This window comes from Syntrophaceae bacterium (assembly GCA_013177795.1).
In the GTDB taxonomy this organism is placed as follows: domain Bacteria; phylum Desulfobacterota; class Syntrophia; order Syntrophales; family UBA2192; genus UBA2192.
In genome coordinates this window covers 834,360-852,621 of sequence record JABLXY010000003.1, presented here as the reverse complement: position 1 = coordinate 852,621, position 18,262 = coordinate 834,360, and the positions used below count along the sequence as shown (strand labels likewise).

Annotated in this window: 21 protein-coding genes and 1 pseudogene; all 22 read right to left on the bottom strand. The window is 65.1% G+C overall.

All coding sequences use genetic code 11. The features are described from left to right. Window positions 1-6: 6 nt before the first annotated feature. Window positions 7-147, bottom strand: a complete 141-nt coding sequence (locus HPY67_13955) for a hypothetical protein (GenBank protein NPV05824.1) — start codon at window positions 145-147, stop codon at window positions 7-9. Between the two features lie 11 nt (window positions 148-158). Next, on the bottom strand, window positions 159-1,628 hold the full coding sequence (locus HPY67_13950; GenBank protein NPV05823.1) for a monovalent cation/H+ antiporter subunit D family protein: 1,470 nt from the start codon (window positions 1,626-1,628) through the stop codon (window positions 159-161). A gap of 52 nt (window positions 1,629-1,680) precedes the next feature. Beyond that, window positions 1,681-3,180 (bottom strand): hypothetical protein, encoded by a 1,500-nt coding sequence (locus tag HPY67_13945; protein ID NPV05822.1) that lies wholly within the window; start codon window positions 3,178-3,180, stop codon window positions 1,681-1,683. Continuing rightward, window positions 3,177-3,566, bottom strand: coding sequence for a cation:proton antiporter subunit C (locus tag HPY67_13940; GenBank protein NPV05821.1), 390 nt, complete (start codon window positions 3,564-3,566; stop codon window positions 3,177-3,179). Before HPY67_13940 ends, HPY67_13945 begins: the two co-directional genes overlap by 4 nt. Window position 3,567: 1 nt before the next feature. Then, window positions 3,568-4,316, bottom strand: a pseudogene (locus HPY67_13935) (Na(+)/H(+) antiporter subunit B). Continuing rightward, window positions 4,313-4,558 (bottom strand): DUF4040 domain-containing protein, encoded by a 246-nt coding sequence (locus HPY67_13930; GenBank protein ID NPV05820.1) that lies wholly within the window; start codon window positions 4,556-4,558, stop codon window positions 4,313-4,315. The pseudogene HPY67_13935 and the gene HPY67_13930 overlap by 4 nt, the downstream one beginning before the upstream one ends. Then, complete coding sequence (locus tag HPY67_13925; protein ID NPV05819.1) at window positions 4,555-4,878, bottom strand: monovalent cation/H(+) antiporter subunit G; 324 nt, start codon at window positions 4,876-4,878, stop codon at window positions 4,555-4,557. The genes HPY67_13930 and HPY67_13925 overlap by 4 nt, the downstream gene beginning before the upstream one ends. Then, window positions 4,878-5,186: a pH regulation protein F gene (locus HPY67_13920; protein NPV05818.1), complete on the bottom strand. Its 309-nt coding sequence runs from the start codon at window positions 5,184-5,186 to the stop codon at window positions 4,878-4,880. The genes HPY67_13925 and HPY67_13920 overlap by 1 nt, the downstream gene beginning before the upstream one ends. Further along, window positions 5,186-5,665 (bottom strand): Na+/H+ antiporter subunit E, encoded by a 480-nt coding sequence (locus HPY67_13915; GenBank protein NPV05817.1) that lies wholly within the window; start codon window positions 5,663-5,665, stop codon window positions 5,186-5,188. The genes HPY67_13920 and HPY67_13915 overlap by 1 nt, the downstream gene beginning before the upstream one ends. Window positions 5,666-5,995: 330 nt before the next feature. After that, a complete protein-coding gene (locus tag HPY67_13910; GenBank protein ID NPV05816.1) occupies window positions 5,996-6,403 on the bottom strand; it encodes a F0F1 ATP synthase subunit epsilon in 408 nt (135 codons plus the stop codon). Between the two features lie 20 nt (window positions 6,404-6,423). Beyond that, on the bottom strand, window positions 6,424-7,830 hold the full coding sequence (gene atpD / locus HPY67_13905) for a F0F1 ATP synthase subunit beta (protein ID NPV05815.1): 1,407 nt from the start codon (window positions 7,828-7,830) through the stop codon (window positions 6,424-6,426). 73 nt (window positions 7,831-7,903) lie between these two features. Next, a complete protein-coding gene (gene atpG / locus HPY67_13900) occupies window positions 7,904-8,779 on the bottom strand; it encodes an ATP synthase F1 subunit gamma (GenBank protein ID NPV05814.1) in 876 nt (291 codons plus the stop codon). Between the two features lie 76 nt (window positions 8,780-8,855). Next, window positions 8,856-10,373: a F0F1 ATP synthase subunit alpha gene (locus tag HPY67_13895; protein ID NPV05813.1), complete on the bottom strand. Its 1,518-nt coding sequence runs from the start codon at window positions 10,371-10,373 to the stop codon at window positions 8,856-8,858. Window positions 10,374-10,377: 4 nt separating this feature from the next. Then, a complete protein-coding gene (atpH, locus tag HPY67_13890) occupies window positions 10,378-10,923 on the bottom strand; it encodes an ATP synthase F1 subunit delta (protein NPV05812.1) in 546 nt (181 codons plus the stop codon). Then, window positions 10,920-11,531 carry a F0F1 ATP synthase subunit B gene (atpF, locus tag HPY67_13885; GenBank protein ID NPV05811.1) on the bottom strand — a complete coding sequence of 204 codons (612 nt, stop codon included), beginning with the start codon at window positions 11,529-11,531 and terminating at the stop codon, window positions 10,920-10,922. The genes atpH and atpF overlap by 4 nt, the downstream gene beginning before the upstream one ends. Then, window positions 11,528-11,956, bottom strand: a complete 429-nt coding sequence (locus tag HPY67_13880) for an ATP synthase F0 subunit B (protein NPV05810.1) — start codon at window positions 11,954-11,956, stop codon at window positions 11,528-11,530. The genes atpF and HPY67_13880 overlap by 4 nt, the downstream gene beginning before the upstream one ends. A 334-nt stretch (window positions 11,957-12,290) precedes the next feature. Continuing rightward, window positions 12,291-12,632 (bottom strand): polymer-forming cytoskeletal protein, encoded by a 342-nt coding sequence (locus tag HPY67_13875; protein NPV05809.1) that lies wholly within the window; start codon window positions 12,630-12,632, stop codon window positions 12,291-12,293. Window positions 12,633-12,757: 125 nt separating this feature from the next. Beyond that, a complete protein-coding gene (rodA, locus tag HPY67_13870; protein ID NPV05808.1) occupies window positions 12,758-13,855 on the bottom strand; it encodes a rod shape-determining protein RodA in 1,098 nt (365 codons plus the stop codon). After that, on the bottom strand, window positions 13,852-15,687 hold the full coding sequence (mrdA, locus tag HPY67_13865; protein NPV05807.1) for a penicillin-binding protein 2: 1,836 nt from the start codon (window positions 15,685-15,687) through the stop codon (window positions 13,852-13,854). Before mrdA ends, rodA begins: the two co-directional genes overlap by 4 nt. Further along, a complete protein-coding gene (gene mreD, locus HPY67_13860; protein ID NPV05806.1) occupies window positions 15,668-16,165 on the bottom strand; it encodes a rod shape-determining protein MreD in 498 nt (165 codons plus the stop codon). Before mreD ends, mrdA begins: the two co-directional genes overlap by 20 nt. Window positions 16,166-16,246: 81 nt before the next feature. Continuing rightward, a complete protein-coding gene (gene mreC, locus HPY67_13855; GenBank protein NPV05805.1) occupies window positions 16,247-17,059 on the bottom strand; it encodes a rod shape-determining protein MreC in 813 nt (270 codons plus the stop codon). An 88-nt stretch (window positions 17,060-17,147) separates the two neighbouring features. Beyond that, window positions 17,148-18,170: a rod shape-determining protein gene (locus HPY67_13850; protein ID NPV05804.1), complete on the bottom strand. Its 1,023-nt coding sequence runs from the start codon at window positions 18,168-18,170 to the stop codon at window positions 17,148-17,150. Window positions 18,171-18,262: the final 92 nt, after the last annotated feature.

The following is an 18,262-nucleotide window of genomic DNA, read 5'->3' as shown; positions in this document are numbered from 1 at the left end:
ACTCCTTTACAGGGTCAGGGCCAGGATCAGCGCCAGGTACACGACGCTCACGGCCACCAGGGCGAAAAACACGGGGCGCCAGCCCTCGACCGGCTCGTGGGTCAGAATCCGCAACTCCTGCCCTGCATTCCTTTCGTTCCGTTCCATCGGTTCCGTCCTCAGGGCGATACGACCCTCCGGATCAGCTCCAGCGCAAGCGTCGGCCAGAGAAACAGCACCAGGCAGAACAGCGCCGTGACGCTCAGCGGGATCAGGCACAGAACCGGCGCCTCCCGGATCTCCTCCTGCCCGCCTCCCTCCGCCGCCCGGGCGAAAAACCCGCGGTAGACGATCGGGAAGAAGTAGGCCGCATTGAGCAGGGAACTCACCAGGATCACCGCGACCAGAAGAAGCCGGCCTCCCTCGACGGCCCCGATCACCATGCTCCACTTGCTCAGGAAGCCGCCCAGGGGCGGCATGCCGATGATCGACAGGCTCGCCAGGAAGAAGGCCGCGTAGGTCACCGGCATCCGGCGGCCCAGCCCGTCCATCTCGCTGATGTTACTCCTGTGGGCGGCCACGTAGATCGCCCCGGCGCAGAGGAACAGGGTGATCTTGCCGAAGGCGTGCATGGACAGGTGCAGAAGCCCTCCCGCCATCCCCGCCGCGTTCAGCATCCCTGCGCCGAGGATCATGTAGGAGAGCTGCCCGATCGTGGAATACGCCAGCCTTCGCTTCAGGTTGTCCTGCGTGAGGGCCACGAGCGACGCCCCGATGATCGTGACGGAGGCCAGGGCCGTGAGGACCGCACCCAGGTTGAGATCGGCCAGCAGGCCGGTGCCGAAGACAAAGAACACCACCCGCAAAATCGAGAACACCCCGACCTTGACGACGGCCACGCCGTGCAGGAAGCTGCTCACCGGCGTGGGGGCCACCATCGCGGCAGGCAGCCAGCCGTGCAGGGGCATGACGGCCGCCTTGGCGAACCCGAAGACGAGCAGCACCAGCAGGATCGACACCGTCGACGCATCGGCCTTTCCCGCCAGGATCCCGCCGGCGGTGAAGTCGAGCGTGCCCGTCAGCGTGTAGATCAAGATCATGGCGGGCAGGGTGAGCGCGACGGACGAGCCCAGCAGGTACGTGAGATACTTCCGGCCCGCGGAGCGCGCCTCGGCGTCCTGCTTGTGCGTCACGAGCGGGTACGTCGACAGCGACAGCATCTCGTAGAAGAGGTACAGGGTGAGCAGGTTCGCGGAGAACGCGACGCCGATGGTCGCCGACATGGCCACGGCGAACGAGGCGTAGTAGCGCGTCTGGTCGTGCTCGTCCATGGCGCGCATGTACCCGATCGAGTAGACCGAGGTCAGGATCCACAGGAACGACGCCACCAGGGCGAAGTACATCCCCATGGCGTCCACGCGCAGGGCGATCGCCGCCCCGGGGAGGACCTCCGCCACGGTGAACCGGTAGCCGCCGCCGGCGAGCACGGCGGGCAGCATGGAGGCGACGAGGACGAACTTGCCGACGGAGATCAGAACGGTCCAGGCCTCGCGCAGGTTCGGGCGGCGATCCGACAGCAGGATCGGCACCGTCCCCAGCAGGGAGATCAGCACGGCCGCCAGCGGCCAATATGAGAATTCAGCATGCATCGCAGAAGGACACCCCAACGGGTACGCGTTTTACACCCCGGCCGTCCGACTCTCAGATGCCCCCCGGCAGGGCGAAGCGGATCACGTTCTGCACGAGAGGCCCCGTCGCCAGGCCGACGGCAATCAGCGCCGCGGCAGACACCACGAGCGGCTGCAGCATCATCGCCGGCGCTTCGCCGGCCGGCGGGGTCCCGTGTCCCTCCCCGTTGCGGCTCTCGTCAGGCGTCCGGAAATAGGCGATCTCGATCACCCGGAAGAACAGGACGGCATTCACGAGGCTGCTGAAGATCAGCGCGCCCGCGTAGAGCCACTGCCCGGTCTGGATGCCGCCGAGGAGCAGGTACCACTTGCTGAAGAACCCGCACGTGGGCGGCACACCGATCATGGACAGGGCCGCGACGACCAGGGCCGCCATGGTCACCGGCATCCGCCGGAAAAGCCCCCGGAGATTCTCGAAGCCGAGATCCCCTCCTACCCGGGAGGCCATCGCCGAGACGGCCAGGAACAGGCACAGCGTCATCAGCGCGTCGTTGACGATGTGGAGGATCGCCCCGGTCATGCCCTGCGCGTTGGCCAGCCACACGCCGCCGACCATGTAGCCGACCTCGGCGACGATGAGGTACGTCAGCATCCGCCGCAGGTCCTTCTGGCCGAGGGCCAAGGCCGAGGCGCAGGCGATGCCCGCGGCCGCCACGTTCACGACGATGTGCTGCACCCCCGCGTGTTGGATGAACTCGTAGGCCGGCGAGAAGATCGAGAACATGAACCGGATCATCAGGTAGACCGTGACCTTGGTCATCAGCGGCGCGACCAGCACCGCGGCGCCGTCGGGCATGTCGGAGTAGGCGTTGGGCAGCCAGACGTGCAGCGGGAAGAAGGCCATCTTGATCCACAGCCCGACGAGGCAGAACGAGAAGGCCGTGGCGAGGGCCGGCCCGCTCTGCAGCGTCGGGATGATCCGCGCCAGGTCGGCCATGTTCAGCGTGCCCGTGAGGATGTAGAGGTAGCCGATGCCCAGCAGGTAGAAGCAGGCGCCCGTGGATCCCATGATGACGTAGTTGAAGCTCGAGACGATCGCGCGGCCCCGTCCCAGTGCGATGAGCCCGTAGGCCGTGATCGAGGCGATCTCCAGGAGCACGTACACGTTGAAGGCGTCGGCCGTCAGCACGAGGCCGTGCAGGCCGGCGATGAGGATCAGGTACAGGGTGAAAAACAGGTGCTGCCGGTCCTCCAGGTCCGCGGCCACGCTCTGCACCGCCGAGACGCTGGCCGTCAGGGCCACGCCCGATACGAGCACCTGCATGAGCGACCCCAGGTGATCGACGGACAGCTCGATCCCGTAGGGGGCCAGCCAGTTGCCGACGACGTAGCGGAACCCGCCGCCGCTGAGCACCCGCAGGAAGACGGAGAGAGCCGCCGCAAAGGAGAAGGACAGCACGCCCAGCACGATGGGGGCCACGGCCCGCCTGGAGTACCTGCCCGCGACCATGAGCACGAAGGCCCCGAGCAGGGGGGCGGCGAGGGCATACATGTGCAGGTTTGTCGGTGTCACCGGTCCGCCTTCTCCAGGATTTCGTTTTCTTCGAGCGTGCCGTAGCGCCGGTGGATCCGCTGTATGAGCGCCAGCGCAACCCCCGTGACGCTCACGGAGACCACGATGGCCGTCAGCATCAGGACGTGGGGCACCGGGTTGTTGATCAGCGCCGCGTTGACGCCGTGCTCCAGGGCCGCCTGCTTGTCGAGGACCGGGATGAGGCCGCCCTTCTTCACGCCCGAGGAGATGAACATGAGGATGATGGCGGTCTGGAAGATGTTCATCCCCAGGAGCTTCTTGACGAGGTTGTTCTTCCCGATCATCGCGTAGAAGCCGATCATCATCAGCACGACGTAGATCCAGTAGTTGTACTTGGCGATGATCTCGTCCAGAATCGCTTCCATCTCAGAGACCCTTTTCCATGTCCCCTCCCGAGGAGAGGTCCCAGTACAGCGACGCCATGATGGCCGTGACCGCCAGCCCCACACCGAGCTCGACGATGAACACCCCCATGGAGCGCCACTCGACGGGCCCGAGCGCAAGCAGGGCGTCCATGGCGCTGTAGTCGAGGAAGAGCCCCCCGAGCAGGGCGCACAGCACGCCCGTGCCGGTGTAGATGAACACGCCGGAGGAGGCCATGACGGCGTTGGCCCGCAGGCTGAAGAACCGCAGGGAGGTCTTCAGATCGAAGGCAATGGCCATCAGGATGAACGACGCCCCCAGCACGACACCGCCCTGGAACCCTCCCCCTGGGCTGTAGTGCCCGTGCGCGATGACGTAGAGGCCGAAGAGTTGGATGAAGGGGATCATGGTCCGCACCGCCACCTCGATGATCAGGCTCGGTCCGATGGGGCGGTCCTGCGGCAGCGAGTAATCCGTTTTCATGCGTCGGGCCTCCTCAAGACGCTGACGACGACGATGCCGGCGCAGAAAATGACGATGGTCTCGAACATCGTGTCGTAGCCCCGGTAGTCGCCCAGGACCGAGGTCACGGCGTTGGGGATGCTCGTGTCCTTCACCGTGCCCTCGATGTACGTCGGCGAGACGTGGAGGGACGCCGGGGCGTTGGGGTCCCCCCAGGGCGGAAAGTCACGCGTGCCCCAGATCAGCAGGGCTCCGGCGAGCAGCGTGGAGACGAGGGCGATCCGTTTCAATCCTTGCTCCTCCTCGCGGTCCGCAGGATCGTGGCGATAAACAGCATCGTGCTGACGCCGGCGCCGACGGTGGCCTCCGTGAACGCCACGTCCACGGCCCCCATCTCGGCCCAGAGCAGACACATCAGGAAACTGTAGACGCCGAAGACGAGCGTGGCGGCCAGCAAATCCTTCAGGACGATGGTGGTGACCCCGCAGATCACCACCAGGGTCAGCAGCAGCAGGTCGGCCTGCCAGATCATGGCTTCTCCTCCTTCCTGCTCCAGGGCTTGACCCCCAGGGCGATGGCGGTCTGCATGATTGCATGCGTGGCGGTGGGGCTCGCGACGAAGATGAACACGGCGATGAACAGGATCTTCACGCTGACCAGGAGGTCCGCCGGGGCGAGGCTCTGCCCGTTGTACAGCGCAAAGCCCAGCACGATGAGCACCGCTCCCAGAGAGTCGGTTTTCCCCGCTGCGTGCATCCGGGTGTAGAAGTCGGGCAGGCGCAGGATGCCGATGACGCCGCAGGCCAGGACGAGAATCCCCGTTGCGATCAGGACCGTGGCGAGGATGTTGATCATGACCGGGCCTCCTCCTTCGCGTCCCCTCCGTCCTGCGGGCCCTCCGCGGGCCGGTGCTGGAAGTACTTCGCCGCCGCCAGGGTCCCGATGAAGTTCAGCAGGGCGTAGGCCAGAGCGATGTCCACGAACATGCTCACGTTTTCGAACAGGACACCGATGAACAGCAGCAGCACCGTCGCCTTGGTGCCGATCATGTTGCCGCCGATGATCCGGTCGAAGACCGACGGCCCGGCGATCATGCGGTACAGCGTCGGGAAGATCAGCAGGATGATGGCCACGGCCCCTGCAAGCATCACCGTCTGCATCACCGAGCCTCCAGGGCCTTGCGGATCCGCTCCTCCATCGCTCCGGGGCAGCCTTCCGCCACGGCCCGGTCCAGCGCATGCACCGTGAACTCGTCACCGCGGATGTCCACGGTGACCGTGCCCGGGGTCAAGGTGATGGATTGGCCGAGGGTCACCTTGGAAATCGGCCTCGTGAGGACCGTGCGGAAACGGATGATCTGCGGGTCGATGATATCCAGCATGCGGGGGTGGAGCACCACGCGGATGACGTGGAGGTTTGCCAGGACGATCTCCCAGAGCAGGCTCGGGACGTAGAGGACCCAGCCCGCAAAACCGCGAATCCAGGATTTCGCATCACCGCCCCAGAACAGCAGGCCGCTGCTGAAGTGCGCGACGAGCCCGCAGCAGAGGACCCCCAGGGTCAGGTGAAAGGGGTCGAACATCCCCGAAAGGACGACCCAGACGACGGCCATGATGAGAAACGTGGCAAGCTTAGCCATGGCAACACTCCTTGGCCCCCCTTCCGGGCGCCCTTCTCCGCCAGGGTCTCACGCGGCATCCGCCGCCGGGGGGAACCCGCCCGCCGTGCTCATCGAAGAGCTTGGATTCAATGGCGATTTCCCTTCGGCGGGGAGCGTCGGCAATGAATAAAAAAAGACCGGAATCATGATCTCCCGGCCCTTCATCACGTGCAGGCATTCGAGCAGGACGGACCCGACTCATCATCCTCTCCCCGCTCGGGCGGCTACGGTACTACAATAAGGTTGCGAAGTCAACAAAATTAGGGGCCGGGATAATTTCCCGGCCCCGATGTTTCACTGCTCCCGGCGCTACGACTGCCCGGCGATCTTGAGCCGCGCCTCCGCCCGCTCGAGGGCGGCCTTGGCCCGCTCGTACTCCGGGTCCTCCTTGGCGAACTTCGCCAGCTTCTGCTCGGCCGCCTCCTTGGCCCGCCGCGCCCGCTCCACGTCGATCTGGTCGGCGCGCTCGGCCGTCTCGACCAGCACCGTCACCTTGCTGCCCGTCACCTCGGCGTAGCCCGTGTTGACGGCGTAGCTGACGCGCTTGCCGTCCTTCAGGTAGCTCAGCTCCCCGAACTTGATGGCCGACAGCAGCGAGGCATGGCCCCTGAGGACGCCGAATTCGCCTTCGCTCCCGGGGCACGTCACCTCATCGACCGTCCCGCTGAATGCAAGCTTCTCCGGGGTCACGATCTCCAGCAAGAGCTCTTCCGCCATGTGCATCCCCTCCGGAACGGTTATTCGGCCAGCCTCCGGGCCTTTTCGACGGCTTCCTCGATGCCGCCCACCATGTAGAAGGCCTGCTCGGGCAGATCATCGTGCTTGCCTTCCAGGATTTCCTTGAACCCGCGCACCGTCTCCTTGACGGGGACGAACTTGCCCTCGGTGCCCGTGAACTGGGCGGCGACGAAGAAGGGCTGCGACAGGAAGCGCTGAATCTTCCGGGCGCGGCTCACCGTGAGCTTGTCCTCCTCGGAGAGCTCGTCCATGCCCAGGATGGCGATGATGTCCTGGAGGTCCTTGTAGCGCTGCAGGATCAGCTGGACGTTGCGGGCCACCTGGTAGTGCTCCTCGCCCAGGACGTTGGGGTCGAGGATGCGCGAGGTCGAGTCCAGCGGGTCCACGGCGGGGTAGATCCCCAGCTCGGCGATGGGCCGGGAGAGAACGACCGTCCCGTCGAGGTGGGCGAACGTCGTGGCCGGGGCCGGGTCCGTCAGGTCGTCGGCAGGCACGTAAACGCACTGCACGGCCGTGATGGAGCCCTTGTCCGTCGAGGTGATCCGCTCCTGCAGGGCGCCCAGGTCCGTGGCCAGCGTGGGCTGGTAACCGACAGCGGACGGCATGCGGCCCAGGAGGGCGGAGACCTCAGAGCCCGCCTGGGTGAACCGGAAGATGTTGTCGACGAAGAGCAGCACGTCCTGCCCTTCGACATCGCGGAAGTACTCGGCGGCGGCCAGGGCCGTGAGGGCCACGCGGGCCCGGGCTCCCGGGGGTTCCGTCATCTGGCCGTAGATCAGGGCGGCCTTGGAGATAACACCCGACTGCTTCATCTCGAGGTAGAGGTCGTTGCCCTCGCGGGTGCGCTCACCCACGCCGGCGAACACGGAGATGCCGCCGTGGTGCATGGCGATGTTGTGGATCATCTCCATCATGACGACGGTCTTGCCGACGCCGGCGCCGCCGAACATGCCCATCTTGCCGCCGCGGGGGAAGGGAACCAGCAGGTCGATGACCTTGACGCCCGTCTCGAGGACGTGGACCGACGTGTCCTGCTCGAGGAACGTGGGGGCCGGACGGTGCACGGGCATCCTCTTGTCGGTCACGATGGGGCCCAGGCCGTCCACGGGCCGCCCGACGACGTTGATGATGCGCCCGAGCCCCGCCTCGCCGACGGGGACCATGATCGGGGCGCCCGTGTCCTTCACCGGCATGCCCCGCACCAGGCCGTCTGTGATGTCCATGGCGATGCAGCGCACCACGTTGTCGCCCAGGTGCTGGGCCACCTCGATGACGAGGTTGTCCTCCGTGTCGTCAATGGCCTTGTTCGTGATGGTGAGGGCCGTGAGGATATTGGGAAGCTTTCCCTCCGGGAACTCCACGTCGACAACAGGCCCGATGACCTGTACCACGGTTCCGATATTCATAACTCTCTCCTGTGCATGGTGTTTTCTTCTCTGGGGTCACGGCCGCTCGGCCCTTCGGGGGGGGCGGCCCGGTTCATCGGCGTGCCTTGAGGGCCTCGGTGCCGCCCACGATGTCCATCAGCTCCATCGTGATGGCCTGCTGCCGGGCCTTGTTGAACTTCAGCGTCAGCGTACGGACCATCTCCTCGCAGTTGCTCGTGGCGTTGTCCATGGCCACCATCCGGGCGCCGTTCTCGCCGGCCGAGGTCTCCAGGAGGGCCCGGTAGATCAGGACGCGCAGGTACATGGGCAGCAGCTGGTCGAGCAGGACCTCGTCGGAGGGCTCGTAGATGTAGTCGATCCGCTTGTCGATCTCCACGTCCTCGCCCCCGATGGACGGCAGGGGCAGCAGCCGGACGATCTTGGGCTTCTGGACGCCCACGTTGAAGAACTCGCTGTAGATCAGGTACAGCTCGTCGTACTCCTCGGCGATGAAGGCCGGGATGGCATCCTCGCCGATGGCGATGGCGAGGCTCATGTCGAACCTCCGGAAGACGTCGGCGTGGGCGTTGACGATCTTCGCCTTCTTGCGGAAGTAGTCGCGGGCCTTGCGGCCGACGGGGATGAGCGACACCTCCTTGCCTTCCTTCTGCTTGGCCGCCATGAACTGCTCGGCGGTCTTGATCAGGTTCGAGTTGAAGCTCCCGCAGAGGCCCCGGTCGGAGGTCATGAGGATGACCCGGATCCTCCGGGGGTCCCTCACGGCCAGCAGGGCGTGGGCCCTCGTGTCCACGCGCAGGGCGAGGCTGCTGAGCACGTCCATGAACTTGATCGCGTAGGGCCGGAAGTTCTCCATCCGGAGCTGGGCGGACTTGAGCTTCGCGGCCGCAACCATGTTCATGGCCCGGGTGATCTGCTTGGTCTTGCCAACCGCGATGATCTGTCGCTTGATGTCTCTCAGTGCGGCCATTCTCTATCTCTCTCTTCCCGTGCGGTGCCTTTATCCGGCCTCGGCCGGGGCGCATGCGTCATGCCAACGGACCCGGTCAGGTCGTCACGAAGATCGCCTCGAACTCCGTCAGGGCATCCTTCATCTTCTTCTCGAGCTCGGGGCTGATGACCTTCTTGTCCTCGATCTCGCTCATGATCTCGGGGTACTTGCTCTTCACGTAGTTGAGGACCTCGGGCTCGTACTCCTTGATCCGCTCCACGGGCAGCTTGTCCAGGAAGCCCTTGGAGCCCGCGAAGAGCACCAGGATCTCCTCGGAGAGGGACATGGGCTTGTACTGGGGCTGCTTGAGCAGCTCCACGAGCCGCACGCCGCGCTCGAGCTGGGCCTGGGTCGCCTTGTCGAGGTCGCTTCCGAACTGGGCGAAGGCGGCCATCTCGCGGTACTGGGCGAGGTCGAGCTTCAGCGTGCCGGCCACCTGCTTCATGGCCTTGACCTGGGCGGCGCCGCCGACGCGGGAGACGGAGAGGCCGACATTGATCGCGGGCCGGATGCCCGAATAGAAGAGGTTGGGCTCCAGGTAGACCTGGCCGTCGGTGATGGAGATGACGTTCGTGGGGATGTAGGCCGACACGTCGCCGGCCTGCGTCTCGATGATCGGCAGGGCCGTGAGCGACCCGCCCTTGCCGTATTCCTCGCTCACGCGGGCGGCGCGCTCGAGGAGCCGGGAGTGGTTGTAGAAGATGTCGCCGGGGTAGGCCTCGCGTCCGGGCGGCCGCCTCAGCAGCAGCGAGATCTGCCGGTAGGCCACGGCCTGCTTGGAGAGGTCGTCGTAGATGATCAGGGCGCTCTGGCCACGGTCGCGCCAGTACTCGCCGATCGAGCAGCCGCTGTAGGCGGCGATGTACTGCAGGGTGGCGGGGTCGCTCGCGCAGGCCGCGACGACGACGGTGTAGTCCATGGCGCCGTTCCGCCGCAGGGCTTCCACGACCTGGGCCACGGTGGATTTCTTCTGGCCGATGGCGACGTAGATGCACTTGACGCCTTCCGTCTTCTGGCGGATGATGGCGTCGACGCCGATGGCGGTCTTGCCGATCTGGCGGTCGCCGATGATCAGCTCGCGCTGGCCCCTGCCGATGGGGGTCATGGCATCAATGGCCTTGAGGCCCGTGTACATGGGCTGATTGACGGGCTGGCGGGCGATGACGCCCGGGGCGACCATCTCGATGCGGCGGAATTCCTTCGTCTCGATGGGCCCCTTGCCGTCGAGCGGGCGGCCCGTGGCGTCGATGACGCGGCCGAGCAGGGCGTCGCCCACGGGCACTTCCGCGATGCGGCCCGTGCGCTTGACCATGTCGCCTTCCTTGATGTGCGTGTCGTCGCCGAGAATGGCCACGCCGACGTTGTCGCGCTCGAGGTTCAGGACCATGCCCAGGATGCCGCCGGGGAACTCGAGAAGCTCCATGGCCATGGCGTTCTGCACGCCGTAGATGCGGGCGATGCCGTCGCCGACGGACAGGACCGTTCCGGTTTCGCTGATATCCAGCTTCTTCTCATACTCCTTGATCTGCTTGGAGATGATCTGACTGATTTCCTCTGCCCTGATCGGTTCCATTCTCCTATCTCTCCTCTCCTAAGAGCTTCCTGATATTGCCCAGTTGTGCCTTGATGCTGCCGTCGTACAGGGTGTCCCCCACCCGGACGACGAGCCCCCCGATGAGCGAGGTGTCGTCCTCGACCGTCATTTCCACTTCCTTGCCCGTCATCTCGGCCACCCGCTGCTTGAGGGCCTGCTCGAGCTCGGCGGTGAGCGGGTAGGCGGTCCGGACGGAGACGCGAACCTTCTTCAGGGTCTTGTCCATGAGTTCCTTGTATGCGTTCTCCACTTCCCCGAGCATCCCGATGCGCTGCTTGTCCACGAGCAGCCGCAGAAAGTTGGCCGTCCGCTCGGATATCTGCACGCGGCCGAGGAGCTCCTCGATGACGGTCTTCTTGGCTTTCAGCTCAAAGATGGGGTTGGCGAGGAAGTCCCGCAGGTCCTTGTTCTGCGAGACCATGGCCGCGAAGGAGGCCAGCTCCTTCCCGTAGACCTCGATCTTCCCCTCCTCGACGGCGATGTCGAAGAAGGCCCGTGCGTAACGCTTTGCCAGATCGCTGCTGATCAATTTTTCTTCACCATCCTGTCGAGATATTCGCGGACCATGGCCTCATGGTCTTCCTTCGTGACCTTCTTCTTGAGAATGTCCTCGGCCATCTGGACGGCCAGCTCGGAGGCCTCGAGCCGCAGCTCGTTCTTCGCCTTCTTGAGCTCCTGATCCATGCGCGCCTTGGCGTCCTCCTTCATCTTGGCGGCGGCCCGCTCGGCCTCGGCGATGATCCGCTTCTTCTCCTCCTCGCCCTGGGCCCGGATCATGTCGGAGATGCCCTGGATCTCCTCCTCGGCCTTCTTGAGCTTCTCGTCGTATTCCCGGAACTTCTTCTCCGCGTCGGCCTTCACCACCTCGGCCTCCTCCAGCGAGGCCTTGATGCCCTCGCGCCGGTTCGCGAAGAAGGTCTTGATCTTCTTCCACATCAGCCAGTAGAGGATCCCCATCAGGATGAGGAAGTTGGCCATTCTCCAGCCGAAGTCGATGAGCTGGGCCCTGGTGTCGCCGTGGTCGTCCCCGCCGCCGGCCGCCCAGGCGACCGTGGCGGCCAGAACGACCCCGAGGACCGTCATCGCGCCGAGCCATCCGGACTTGCCATGAACATGCGTCTTCTCTGCCTGGTTCATTGGATGCTCCTTCCCAGGACCTTTTCGGCGATCTCGGAGGAGATGCGGACGGACTGGTTCCTCAAGATTTCTCTCGCCGATGCCAGCTCTTTCTCCAGTCTCGCCTGAAACTCGCCCATCATCGCGGCGATCTCGGCCTTTGCCTTGTCGGTGATCTCCTTGGCGACCTCGGCGCCCTCCCGGGCGAGATCCCCCTTCTGCCCCATCGCCTGCATCTTGGCGGCCCGGATCTTTTCCTCGTACTCGGCCACGCGCCGGTCGATCGTCTCCTGGACGTTCTTCACCTCTTCCTGGGCCTTGTCCAGGATTTCCTTCCTGCGTTCCATGATGCGCAGGAGCGGTTTGTAGAGCACTTGATTGAGAATCCAGATCAGAAGGAGGAACAGCACCAGCTGGATGAACAAGGTGTAATCGATATCGACCATCTACCTACCCCTCTCTCTCTCCCGGTCGAGCAGGCACAAAAAAACCGAGGGAACTCATCCATTCGCCCGGTTCGTAACGGAAAGCAGCCGTTTTGGTTCCTTGACAGCAACCCGGAGCCAATTTGCTGATAACTCATTGAAATAATTAGCTCTTTTCATGAACTGCCCCTCGGCTCCGTCCTGCTAAAACCGCGGTCTTCTAACCACAAACGCTCAAAATTGTCAAGCTTTTTTTCCCCTGGAATGCAGGGCGCTTCAGCGACCCGGAAAGCCCTCCGAGGGGTTCTCCGCACGGGGGCCGCGGGAAGGGGAAACGCACAAAAAAAACAACCCGTTACTCGGGCTTCGGGGTTGCGCCCCCCTTGGTCATCTGGCAGTTGCCCTCGAAGAGGCCGCCCTCGTGCACGATGAAGATGCCTGTCTTGACGTTGCCGGTGAGCCGGCCCGTCGAGTCGATCTCCATCCGTTCCCGGACCTCCACGGTGCCGCGGACGTCGCCGCCGATCATGAGGCTGTCCACCTGGATGTCGGCCTCGATGCGGCCGCCCTGGCCCACCACGAGGGTCCCCTTGCCGAAAATCTCGCCCTTGAACTTGCCGTCGAGCCTCACGGCACCGGTGAAGATCAGCTTCCCCTCGAACTCGGTCCCTTCCCCCAGAAAGGCTTTGATTTCCACGTCTTTTTTCCCCTTGGTCAGCATCATCAAGCTCCTGCGTTTTAAGTTTTACGTGTTACGTTTTAGGCTGGAAGTCCCCTCTTCTTCCGCGTAAAACCTAAAACTTGAAACTTAAAACGGGTCGATTACGACTGCAGCACATACCTGCGCATGCTCACGTTCATCAGCAGCCCCATGGCGGCCATCGTCTTCACCATCGAGGAGCCCCCGTAGCTGAAAAACGGCAGGGGGATCCCCACGACGGGGAGCATCCCCAGGACCATGGCCACGTTGATGAAGACGCCCCAGAAGATCAGCATCGTCACGCCGAAGGCGATGAGCGTCCCCAGGTAATCCCGGGAGTGCTGGGCGATCTTCAGCCCCCAGAGGATCAGGGCCAGGAACAGGACGAGCACGAGCAGGGCCCCCAGAAACCCCCACTCCTCGGCGAAGACGGAGAAGACGAAGTCCGTCTGCTGCTCGGGCAGGAACTTGAGCTGGCTCTGCGTCCCCTTCATGAACCCCTTGCCGAGAATGCCCCCCGAGCCGACGGCGATGATCGACTGGATGATGTGGTAGCCCGACCCCAGGGGGTCCCGCTGCGGGTCGATGAAGGTCAGGACCCTCTCCTTCTGGTACTCGGCCAGGAAGTTCCACCCGACGGGGATGATGAGGATCCCGAGCGCGGCCAGCCCCAGGAGCGTCCGCCACCGGATGCCGATGAAAAGAACCATGGACCCGAAGAGGATCATGAGCATCAGGGCCGTCCCCAGGTCAGGCTGCCTTAATACCAGAACGAAGGGCACCAGGACAATCAAAAAGGGGGGGAAGAGTTCCCGGATCCCGTAGCTGCCCTCGATCCGGTGGTCGTTGAAATACTTCGCCAGGGCGAGGATCAGGGTGATCTTGACCAGTTCCGAGGGCTGCATCGTGAAGCCCCCCAGGTTGATCCAGCGCTGGGAGCCCTTCGTCACCGCGCCGAAGGCGAACACGGCGACGAGCAGCACGACGGCCAGCGCGTGCAGCACGTAGGCGTACCGCGCGATCCAGCGGTAATCGAAGGCGAAGGCCAGCACCATGACCCCCATCCCGAGAAGCACCCAGCGGAGCTGCCTGACGTGGGGCTCGCTCGAGATGCCGTGGCCCGCGCTGTAGAGGTTCAGCAGGCCCATGCCCACGATGAGCGCGACGAACAGCGCGAGCGTCCAGTCGAAATTGAAGATGAGCCTTCGGTCGATCTTCATTGCCGCGCCTTCCCCGCAAAGTAGGCTTCCAGCACCTTCCGGGCCACCGGCGCCGCCGCGGAGCCCCCGTGACCCGAGTGCTCGGCCACGACGGCCACGACGATCTCCGGGTTGTCCCGCGGGGCGAAGCTGACGAACAGGGCGTGGTCCCGGAACTCGTAGGGGTAGGAGGACCCGTCGTCGCCCTCGGCCATGCCGATCACCTGGGAGGTCCCCGTCTTGCCGCACACGTCCCTGCCGGCGATGCGTGCCTGCCCACCCGTGCCGCCCGGCTCGTTGACGACGCCCCAGAGCGCCCTCTTGAGCAGCTGCAGGTTTTCCCGGCTCACGGGCAGCACGGCCTTCTTCTCCGGGCGGAACTCCTCGATGATCTCCCCGTCGTCGGTCTCGACGCGCTGGACGACCCTCGGGGTGAAGAACTCGCCGCCGTTGGCGATGGCGGCATAGGCGTTGGCCAGCTGCAGCGGCGTTGCCGTGTTGTAGCCCTGGCCGATGGCGATCGAGATCGTCTCGCCGGGCTGCCAAGGCACGCCGAAGCGGGCCAGCTTCCAGTCGCGCGTCGGGATGAGCCCCCGGCGCTCGCCCGCCATGGCGACGCCCGTGCGGGCCCCGAGGCCGAAGGCCTGGGCGTACTGGGCGAGCCGGTCCACGCCCAGCAGCCTGCCGACGTTGTAGAAATAGACGTCGCAGGATTCCACGATGGCACGGTGCAGGCTCACACGGCCGTGGCCGTGCTTGCGCCAGCAGCGGAAGGTGCGGGTGCCCATCTCGAACGTCCCGGGGCAGTTGAAGGACGTCTCGGGGGTGATGATCCCCTCCTCCAGGGCCGCCGCCGCCACGATGAGCTTGTACGTGGAGCCCGGGGGGTACTGGCCCGCGATGGCCCGGTTCTCCATGGGGTGCAGGGGGTTCGAGGAGATCTTTTCCCACACGTCGGCGCTCACGCCGCGATTGAAGAGGTTGGGGTCGAACCCCGGCCGGCTCACCAGCGCGAGGATGGAGCCGTCGCGGGGGTCGAGGGCCACGACGGCCCCCGCCTTGCCCTCCATGGCCGCCCAGGCCGCCTTCTGCACCTGGGCGTCGATCGTCAGGACGACCCGGTACCCCTGGACGGGCTCGACGCGCCCTAGGGTCTTGACCTTGCGGCCCACCACGTTGACCTCGACCTGCTCGCCGCCCGCCCTGCCGCGGATGTAGCGGTCCAGGGCCTTCTCGAGGCCGAACTTCCCGATGAAATCGCCGCTCTTGTACCCGGCGGACCTGTCCTTCTCGAGCTCGTCGCGGCTCACCTCGCCGATGTAGCCGATGACGTGGGCCATGCTCTCCCCGTAGTAGTACTCCCGGACGGGCATGACGTCGATGCCCACGCCGGGCAGCTCCAGGGAGTGGGTCTCGATGAGGGCGAGCTTTTCGCGGCTCACGTTGCGGTCGACCCGCAGCGGCGTGAAGGGCCTGCGGTTCTCGCGGATCGTCTCGTAATCCATGGGGAACGTGAGGCCCACCTTCGCGTACAGGGCCTCGAGCTTCTCCACGAGCCCTTTGAGGTCCTTGACGTCCTCGGGGAAGATGACCACGTCGTAGGAGGGCCGGTTCTCCACGAGCACGACGCCGCGGGCATCGACGATGATCCCCCGCATGGCCTTCACCTCGCGGATGCGGATCCGGTTGTTCTCCGAGCGCTTGAGCAGGTCTTCGCCCTTGATGATCTGGAGGTACCAGAGCCTCAGCACCAGGAGGCAGACGGCCGCCAGGATCACCCAGAAGATCACGGTGAACCGGTCGCGGTATTCGCCCGGGTCGTACCGGACGAGCCTATCGTGCTTCTCCGGCATAGGCGTGGACCCCCAGGCGGCTGAACAGCGTGAAGATCGCTGGGCTCAGGACCCCGGCGACCAGGGCCTGCGGCAAGGTCGTCCGCAGCAGGCTGTGGGAAACATCGGTGCCGTAGATGAACCAGTAGACGGCGACGATGAAGAGCCCCTCGAGCATGGCGCAGAGGAAGACGTAGGCCATGATGAAGAGCATCCGCTCCCCGTAGATCCGCGGCGACAGCAGGCGGGTGAGGACGAACAGGACGGCGTAGACGAAGGTGTAGAGCCCCAGGATCGTGCCCGACAGGCAGTCGAGGACGAAGCCCAGGAGGAAGACGAGCGCGCCGCCCCTTACCATGTCGAGGTGGAACCCGGCCCACACGACGAGGACGAGGGAGACCTCGATCCCGATCCGCCCGCCGAAGACCAGGTCCAGCAGCGTCCGCTGGAGGACGACGAGCAGAACGGCGAAGAAGGGGAGGATGAAATAGTAAGCCATGGGATGGAAGTTCGTTAGTTCGTTAGTTCCTTAGTCCCTTCGTTCGTCGGTTCATGAGCCAACCGAACCAACGAACCGCGTCTAGTCTTTCTCCGTCTGCAGCACCAGGACTTCCTCGATCTTCGAGAAATCCACCGACGGCACCACCTCGATCGTCTGGAAGAGGCCGGGGTCCTTCTTGTCGGCCCGCACCACCGTGCCGAGCATCAGCCCCTTCGGAAACATCCCCCCGAGCCCCGAGGTGACGACGGCTTCGCCCACCTTGACCTCCTCGGTGCGCTGCACGTATTTCAGGCGCGAGAGCCGGTGCCCCCCGCCCTGCAGGATCCCCTGGGCCCGGCTGCCCTGCACGAGGGCGTCGATGTTGCTGTTGTAGTCGGTCACGAGCAGGACCTTGGCGTAGTTCCAGGACGCCTCGATGACCCGGCCCACCACGCCGTCCGGCGCGATCACGGGAAGGCCGTCCTTCACGCCGTCTCGCGTCCCGCGGTTGATCAGGATCGTGCGGAAGGGCGACGAGCCCTCCTTGCCCACGACCCGCGCGGCAACCGTCGGGTAGACGGTGCTGTCCTCCAGGGCGAGCACCTTCCGGAGCCGGCTGCCCTCGAGCGACAGCTCGCGGTAGGTGTTCAGCTCGCTCTGCAGCTCCGCGATCCTGTTGCGCAGCTGCCGGTTCTCCTCCTCGAGCCCGACGAGGAAGAGGTAGCGCCGCCAGGCCCCGCCCACGGCATTCAGGCCCGCGTGGATCCCCTGCTCGACGGGGGCCGTCGCCTCCAGGACGAGTTTCTTCATGATCCCCGGGCTTCCCGGGCGCCTGAGGCTCTGGGACAGGATGACGAGGGAGGCGGCGATCAGGATGAAGGCAACGATGACGGCGAGATACTTCTTGAACAACAACGCTCCTCACCTGCAGTGTCGTTGAGGCGGCTTGCCGTTCCGTCCGGGCGGTCCCGCAGCGCCTGAGGCGATGCCGCAGGCCGGCTCAGAGCTGGATGGCGACCTCGCGGAGCAGTTCGAGCTCGTCCAGGGCGATGCCGGAGCCCCGGGCCACCGTGGACAGGGGGTCGTCGGCCACGCTGACGGGCAGGCCCGTCTCCTCCCGGAGCAGCACATCGAGATTCCGGAGCAGCGCGCCGCCGCCGGTCAGGACGATGCCCCGGTCCACGATGTCGCCTGCCAGCTCCGGCGGCATCTGCTCCAGAGCGTCGCGGATCGTGTCGACGATGATGCTGACGGGCTCCGCGATGGCCTCCCGGGCTTCCTCCGAGTTGATCTCGATGATCTTCGGGATCCCCGAGATGAGGTCCCGTCCCTTGACCTCGACGGTCTTGAGCTCCTCGTCCGGGTAGGCGCAGCCGATCGTCGTCTTGATCATCTCGGCCGTGCGCTCGCCGATGAGAAGGCTGTACTTGCGCTTCAGGTACTGCACGATGGCCTCGTCCATCTTGTCGCCGGCCACGCGCACCGACTTGGCGTAGACGATGCCGGAGAGGCTGATCACGGCCACCTCCGTCGTCCCGCCGCCGATGTCGACCACCATGGAGCTCACGGGCTCCTTGATGGGCATGCCCGCGCCGATGGCGGCCGCCATGGGCTCCTCGATGAGATAGACCTCGCGGGCGCCGGCCGACTCGGCCGTCTCCTTGACGGCCCGGCGCTCCACCTGGGTGACCCCCGAGGGGATGGACACGATGATGCGGGGCCGGATCAGGGTCCGGCGGTTGTGCACGCGCTGGATGAAATGGCGGAGCATGGCCTCCGTGATGTCGAAGTCGGCGATGACGCCGCCCTTCATGGGCCGGATCGCCTCGATGTTGCCGGGCGTCTTGCCGAGCATGTTCTTCGCCTCGGCGCCCACGGCGAGCACCTTCTTGATCCCGCGGGCGTCGCGGTGGACGGCCACGACGGAGGGCTCGCGCAGGACGATGCCCTTCCCCCTGACGTAGACGAGCGTGTTGGCCGTGCCGAGATCGACGGCCAGGTCATTCGAGAATTTTCCAAGAATAAAGTCGAAGAGCAAAACGTTTCCTCCCGATGTAGCCGGGGAAACCGCAGGGTCAGCCGGCTGATTTCCCTCAGGAAAGGTAGCATATACAG